The sequence below is a fragment of the Nostoc sp. genome (genome assembly GCF_035638895.1).
GTDB lineage: Bacteria > Cyanobacteriota > Cyanobacteriia > Cyanobacteriales > Nostocaceae > Nostoc.
Genome location: NZ_DASQZC010000493.1, coordinates 1 through 6,457 on the forward strand (window position 1 = coordinate 1; position 6,457 = coordinate 6,457).

At 47.4% G+C, this 6,457-nt stretch carries 6 protein-coding genes; 3 read left to right on the forward strand and 3 right to left on the reverse strand.

Translation table 11 applies throughout. The features are described 5' to 3' along the window. Positions 1–230 precede the first annotated feature (230 nt). The gene (locus tag VE944_RS34000) at positions 231–902 is read left to right on the forward strand and encodes an IS6 family transposase (RefSeq protein WP_324983345.1); all 672 of its coding nucleotides are present in this window, start codon (positions 231–233) and stop codon (positions 900–902) included. Between the two features lie 328 nt (positions 903–1,230). Here the strand turns inward: VE944_RS34000 and VE944_RS34005 are convergent, their stop codons facing one another. The 3 genes from VE944_RS34005 to VE944_RS34015 all read right to left on the reverse strand — a co-directional run bounded on the left by VE944_RS34005 (position 1,231) and on the right by VE944_RS34015 (position 4,998). After that, positions 1,231–2,694, reverse strand: a complete 1,464-nt coding sequence (locus VE944_RS34005; protein ID WP_324983347.1) for a sigma-54-dependent transcriptional regulator — start codon at positions 2,692–2,694, stop codon at positions 1,231–1,233. 2 nt (positions 2,695–2,696) lie between these two features. Further along, the gene (locus VE944_RS34010) at positions 2,697–4,343 is read right to left on the reverse strand and encodes a sensor histidine kinase (RefSeq protein WP_324983350.1); all 1,647 of its coding nucleotides are present in this window, start codon (positions 4,341–4,343) and stop codon (positions 2,697–2,699) included. 196 nt (positions 4,344–4,539) lie between these two features. Continuing rightward, positions 4,540–4,998: a hypothetical protein gene (locus VE944_RS34015; protein WP_324983353.1), complete on the reverse strand. Its 459-nt coding sequence runs from the start codon at positions 4,996–4,998 to the stop codon at positions 4,540–4,542. Positions 4,999–5,300: 302 nt separating this feature from the next. Between VE944_RS34015 and VE944_RS34020 the strand changes: the two genes are divergently transcribed. Together VE944_RS34020 and VE944_RS34025 are read left to right on the forward strand one after the other, a co-directional pair. Further along, positions 5,301–5,759: a hypothetical protein gene (locus VE944_RS34020; RefSeq protein WP_324983356.1), complete on the forward strand. Its 459-nt coding sequence runs from the start codon at positions 5,301–5,303 to the stop codon at positions 5,757–5,759. Then, the coding region (locus VE944_RS34025; RefSeq protein ID WP_324983359.1) for a DDE-type integrase/transposase/recombinase at positions 5,756–6,457 on the forward strand (702 nt) is incomplete at its 3' end. The genes VE944_RS34020 and VE944_RS34025, both read left to right, overlap by 4 nt.

Genomic DNA, 6,457 nt, shown 5'->3' on the forward strand with positions numbered 1-6,457 from the left:
CTGAACCCACAAGCTTTTTGTCTTTGGATGTCTGGGACATGGATGAAGCCTCATTTCCGCCACTTTCATTATACTAATTTATCGGCAGAAACTGTCTCATACTTGGCTGAGATATAGGGGAGTCTGGCTGGGATCCATGAAAACCGGAACCTAGCGCAAGTGCTCAATTGGGCTCTGTTGCAGCTGGATGATGCCATGATATCCTTGCAAAAACTTCGGGAGGCCGGCTCATGCTTTTTGACACCAAAGGACATTGTTTCGAGCGCCACATCATCATGCTCCATGTCCGCTGGTATCTTTCCTATAAGCTGACCTACCGGGATCTTGAAGAGATGGCCGCGGAGCGCGGGCTTGAAGTTGATCATACCACCATTTACCGCTGGGTCATGAAATTTACGCCAGGTCTGGAAAAGGCCGTGCGCCGACTTAAGAGGCCTCCGGGTAGGAGCTGGTTTTTGGATGAAACTTATATCAAGGTCAAAGGCCAGTGGAAATACCTCTACCGGGCAGTGGATAAGGAAGGCAATACAGTGGACTATTTGCTAACGGCAAAGCGCGACCGGAAAGCCGCACAACGTTTTCTCTCCAGGGCTGTCAAGTTAAATGACGAACCCATAAAAATCACCATCGACAAAAGCGGAGCCAACGCCGCCGGCATTCACGCCCATAATGAGGGCGAAGGCACCGATATCGAAATTCGTCAGAACAAATATTTCTACAATGTTATCGAGCAGGACCAAAGGCCCATCAAGCTGCTATGCAGAGCCACGTTGGGTTTCAAGAGGTTTCGAACGGCAAAGATTACAATTGGCGGTTTTGAGTCGATGAGGATCATTCGAAAACGACAGCTCGAAGCAGAGGGATACACCTCTGCTGAAATCTTTTATTCCATGGCTGCATGAGGCTTCGAGAATCCGGCGGATTTCTCGCTCAGCGTTTGCAAACGCAACACAGCCCACATAAACGCTCAGGCGATTTTGTCCTCGAATTGTCCTCGAATTGTCCTCGAATTGTCCTCGAAATTCGGGCAGTCTTTGCGGAAATCGAGAAAGAAGGAGTCTTAATTTCCCCAGTCGGCAGGGCCAGCTTTTGAATTTCGCTCGGAAGTAGCTGCGAGATATTGTTTCCAATGGTGACGCCAGCAAGTTCGCTCATTCCAGTGTGCCACAGGCCACAACGAGGGTTGGTCAGACGCTCCATCCTAAGTTCCGCACTGCGGAAGCCTTTTTATTACAAAAGACCCAGCTTCTTCCGCCTTGCATCGAAAGTCGACCGCGCCATGCCGAGAGCATCAGCCGCGGCACCAAGAGTTTTGTGCCTGCTCACTGCAGCTTCAATAACCACCTTTTCCACTTCGGCTATGCAGATCTCAAGGTTAATATCATCAGCGATCGCTCGATCGATCAGCCGATGAATATCCGCTGCTGAACAGTTATTCCCAGTCTCGCCCCGCCTAGTTACATCGCCCCCTGGTGCCGTCATGCCTTTGATAATTGGAAGATGATCCGGATGCAGGGACAGGTCCTCAAAATCGCAGCGAATAAGCCAGGCATCCAGCACCTTGATGAGCTGTCGGATATTGGTCCTCCAGTAATATTCACTAAGACGCCGGCAGAGGAGTTCGAAATGATCCGCTTCCAGGTGAATTCCTCTTTTGATCAGAAAGAGAGCAGATAGGGCCGGGATATGCTCCTTACGCTCACGGAGAGGTTTCATTTGGATATCGATGCCTGAGATGCGCCCGCGAAGATCCAGCAAAAAGCGCCCGGCCTCCGCCTCGTCATCCAGATCCTTGGTCGTGGCACAGATGAGTTGAAATCTCGAAGTATAGGTCCTGGTTTCACCTAGTCGATTGAACGTGCCGTCATTCAACGCCCGAAGAAGTTTTTGCTGAATCTTGAGATCAAGGGCATGGATCTCATCCAGAAATAGGATGCCGGCATCGGCCTCAGCAATGTAGCCGGTTGTAGTTTCATGGGCTCCCGTGAAGGAGCCTTTTCTGTGACCAAAGAGCAGGGATTCCGCCAAGCCTTCTGTAATGGTAGCGCAGTTGACGGCAATAAAAGGAATTTCCCCTTCCTGCCGGATTCGGAGTCTGTGCACAAGGCGCGCAAACTCCTCCTTGCCGGTACCGGTTTCTCCAAAGAGAACGGCTGGAATACTATGCTTTTTGGCCAGTCCCTGAGCCCGCTGCATATCTAGCCTGTCAAAAACCACGCCCTCGGGATACTGCTCCAAATAATGCGCATAGGAACTCTTGCGGACCGTTCGCTTCTCGTTTTTTGACGAGATAAGAGTCTTTCGCTCCTTAGCAAGATTAAAGGCAATGATGAGCTCGTCAGCTTTCGTGAGCGGCTTGCGAATGAAGTGCTGAGCTCCGGCCGCCAGGGCCTCATTCCATATATCACTGCGAGGATCGGATGAATTCGCCACGATCACAAGGTTGGGCTGCTGCTGCCTCGCAAAGGCTATAACTTTAAGACCATCCGGGCGTTCAAAGCCCGCTTTCGTTTCAATATGCAGGTCGCTGAGGAGAAGGTCGAAAGCCTCCCGGGAGAGGGCATCAAATGCCTGACTCACAGTTTCAACGATCCTGAAATTACCGGAGATCTGACCTAGAATCTTTTTGATATTGGTGATCTCATACTGATCATCCTCAACAACCAGGATCTTTCTATCATTCAAAAACGCCATGATCAGCCCCTCAGGCCAAGACGGATGGGAGCACGGCGAACGATTTCATCATCGCTGAGCGAGTCCTCAAACATAATGATTCTCTTCTCAGCCGCCATTGCCTCTTCAGCCATTTCCTCGAAATCTGTAAGCACGATTGATGAGTTTATGTGAAATCCGGTGATAAATGAGTGACTTTCGGTAGTGATTCTCAAAAGACGTTCATGCACGCGCTGATTCAAACGGTCCGACTTGAAACAAATTGAGACCTGCTTGATATCTGGTTGATTCTCTTGTGGTTCTTGTGGAATATCCTGGTGCTTAACAACTTGGCTCTCCCCCATATCCTCCTTTTCCACGACAGCATTCGGCAAAAAGCATTCAAAAACGGTCATACCATTCTCCCTATAGTACCTAACATCTCCTCCATGCCCGCGCATGATTTGTCTTGCGTATGCAAGGCCCAGGCCAGTGCCGTTATGCTTCCCATGGGTTGCCCCACGTTGGAAGAGCCTCGGGAGGAATTCATCTGGGACTCCTGAACCATCATCTATAACGTGCATGATAAAATTGCCATCCAAAGCTTCCACTTTAACAATGATCTCAGATCTTGCGAAGTCAAGTGCGTTGGAAACAAGGTTAACCAATGCTCGCTCAAACTTGGGAGCATCAATCTTTAGGTGGAATATACTAGCTTTAGATAACAGCCTGACATCAACTTGTCTAAAGGAGGCCAAGGCATCAAGTTCGCAAACAATCTGTTCAAAGCCAAACTCACATGGCCTTGGTTCAACAAGTAAGTCAAGGCTTCCGCTACGAAGCGAATCGATCATTGATGTAAGGCGATGCACAGATTTCCTAATGACATCGTGTTGACTACGAACGGTTGTATCCGGATCTAAAAAAAGCAAACGTTCTATTGAACCTAACGGAGCTCTTAAATCATGTGTAAGCTGAGCCGTAATACGGCCAATTTCAGCTTCCCTTGTCGACATTTCAAGTTCGACTTTCATGGATGCAACTTTGCTAGTCAGTTCGTTCCAGTTGGTCTCCAAATCTGGCAATTCAGACAGAAGAAGCGCGTTTGGCTTTGAATTTGAAATTAGACTATCAATGGCCATTTTAATGAGCATCAACCTGTTTTTATGCTCAGCCGTTGCGACCCTTTTCATAGCTATAACGAACACTCCAGCAATAATTGTAATCAGGCCAGTCAAAAGAAGGAATAGAAATTTGGCAACCCTGGGCTGGAGATCGAAAGCAACGACAAGATCGGGACGATACGAGGATCTGTAAACTATCACTTCGTGGAATAGGGAAACTCTACAGCTTGTCATGACATCCAATTGGTGTTCAAAGCTCTTACAGACGTCGACTCTGGAAAGCATTTCCCCATATGAGGCAATCGGTGTCATTTTCGAAGGCTTAATCTGAAATACGGTGATAGTGGTGACAACATTCGAAGTGAGTATCGCTCGCGAGAACCTGGACAATCCAACAACAAAATTTCCCTCCTGGATAGAGATTGCTTCGGACTCCAGCCAAGCGTTAACCACTTCATAACCCATTCTGTTAATGTAAAAGTGGATGATCAAGCCGGAAGTAAGCGACAAGGAAGCGCAGAGCCCAATGAACACATGGATGGTATTGCTTTTAATTTTTCTGATCATATTTAAATACAAAATATCATTTCATTGTAAATAATAAAATCTGTTTAAACAGGCATTTATATATGCGGCAAAAACCCGCGGCTGCGTGTTCAATATTTTCATCAACCACAAGGCTAGGCAAAACTACATTGGATGACCCCACACGCATTCAACCTCTTCATCATTTTTAGAACAATCGAATTTCAGCGCGTCATTATCAGTCACCCACAATTTGCCAAGGCATAGGGTCGCTAACGGATTCTTGGTATCTTTCGAGTATTCGAGGATCTGACGAAGTCAGTGAGTAACTGCTATGGCTGTAGATATTGAATACAGCCTCATCAAAAATGTGCTCATTTAATTTTAACGCGGACTCGGACCTTTTGTTCAAATTCTCAGCAATCGAAAACTTTGCAACAATATCATGAATAACTTTATCGTCTTTAACAGTCCATGCTAATGGATTTAAGTTTTCAGAGAAAAGTATTTCTGCATCTCCATATGGATCAATTGGCCAAAAGCCCGTAGCAAATGATGTAAATGCTGTCTCTCTCTTGGAAAAGGCCATAAACGCATCGACTCTATTGTTGTGTAAGACTGCATTTTTAAACAAACCCAATCGATCGAATAACTGCTTAATGTTTCCTGGGTAAGTGGTGTCAGGAGATATGGTCATTTTTATATTTGAACTGGCAATTTTCTTTACGCACTCTTCTTTGTCTTTTGGTGTATATGTTCTCCTTTTTCGGAGATTTTCTTCTGTGATATACCCGGCTCCAAGTGCGGGCCAGAAACTTGATTCAATGTTCTCTTTGATTAAGTCGGGCGCGATCGCCTCTCTATATAGGTCGGCAAATATCTGGCGGCATAGCTTTTCAGAAAATGGATAGACGGTTGGGTCCCTATGTGCCAGGCAAGTTCGAGACAGCTTTTACCGATAATTTAGTGAAGTAAAAGTGGCGGAAATGAGGTTTCATCATGTCCGAATCGGCGAAGGCAAAGAAGCTTGAAAGCATTGGTAATTCTGAATCATTACCTGAAGGCAAAATTCGGACGCAGGTCAACGATAAACCCAAGCGCCGGGTTTTCGATCCCGAATACAAGCTTGCGATTCTAGAGCGGCTTGAAGAATGTCGAGGCAAACGCGGAGCTGTAGGTGAACTCCTTCGCAAGGAAGGGCTTTATGCCGCGCAGGTCGCCAAGTGGAAGGAAGAGACTGAAGAAGCTCTTGCCGGCTCATTGAGCAAAAAGCGTGGGCCGAAGCCTGACCTGGAAGCTAAAGCAGAAAAGCGAATCGCGCAACTGGAAAGAGAGTGTGCGGCGCTCCAGGAACGTTTGCGACAGGCGGAAGTTGTCATCGAAGTTCAAAAAAAAATATCAGAGATCTTGGGGATAAAGCAGCCTCCGGAAGCCGACTGGAAAAGCGGGAAATCGTGAAGCAGGGCATTCTTGAACTGATCCAACGGCGAGTCAGTCAGAGCTGGCTTGCAGGCATATATGGTGTGTCGCGGTCGAGCATGAATCGATGGCAGATGCATGGTCCAAGACAAAAAGTGTCCCGAGTTCCATCGAATGCATTAAGCTCGCAGGAGAAGGCTCAAATTCGTGATCTCCTGCATTCTGAGGATTTTGTCGAGGACACCCCATATCAGATAGTCAGCAAGCTCATGGATCGCGGGGAATGGCTTTGCTCGATACGTTCCATGTATCGCTTGCTGTCAGAAGCAGAGGAGATTAAGGACCGCCGCAATCAAAGGCGCCACCCGAAATACGAAAAGCCCATAATGCAGGCTACGGCACCGAGGCAATTGTGGAGTTGGGACATTACAAGGCTGCCGGCAGAAATAAAGGGGAAGTATTATTTCCTCTACGTGATGATCGACGTCTACAGTCGATATGTTGTCGGCTGGATGATAACGCACGAAGAAAATTCTGATCGTGCACAGCACTTTATCCGTGAAACACTGCGGCAGCAGGGAATTGAAGAAGGAGCGCAGTTGACGATTCATTCCGATCGTGGTAGCCCTATGACTGCGAGTAACACTGTTGAGCTTCTTGCTGTACTTGGCCTCGCACAGAGTTTTGCACGACCGAGGGTAAGCGATGATAACCCGTTTTCTGAGGCTCAGTTCAAA

Bases quoted from the DNA above. Each gene is read 5' to 3' on its own strand.
- VE944_RS34000 (WP_324983345.1), top strand. From the start codon at position 231: ATGCTTTTTGACACCAAAGGACATTGTTTCGAGCGCCACATCATCATG.
- VE944_RS34005 (WP_324983347.1), bottom strand. From the start codon at position 2,694: ATGGCGTTTTTGAATGATAGAAAGATCCTGGTTGTTGAGGATGATCAG.
- VE944_RS34010 (WP_324983350.1), bottom strand. From the start codon at position 4,343: ATGATCAGAAAAATTAAAAGCAATACCATCCATGTGTTCATTGGGCTC.
- VE944_RS34015 (WP_324983353.1), bottom strand. From the start codon at position 4,998: ATGACCATATCTCCTGACACCACTTACCCAGGAAACATTAAGCAGTTA.
- VE944_RS34020 (WP_324983356.1), top strand. From the start codon at position 5,301: ATGTCCGAATCGGCGAAGGCAAAGAAGCTTGAAAGCATTGGTAATTCT.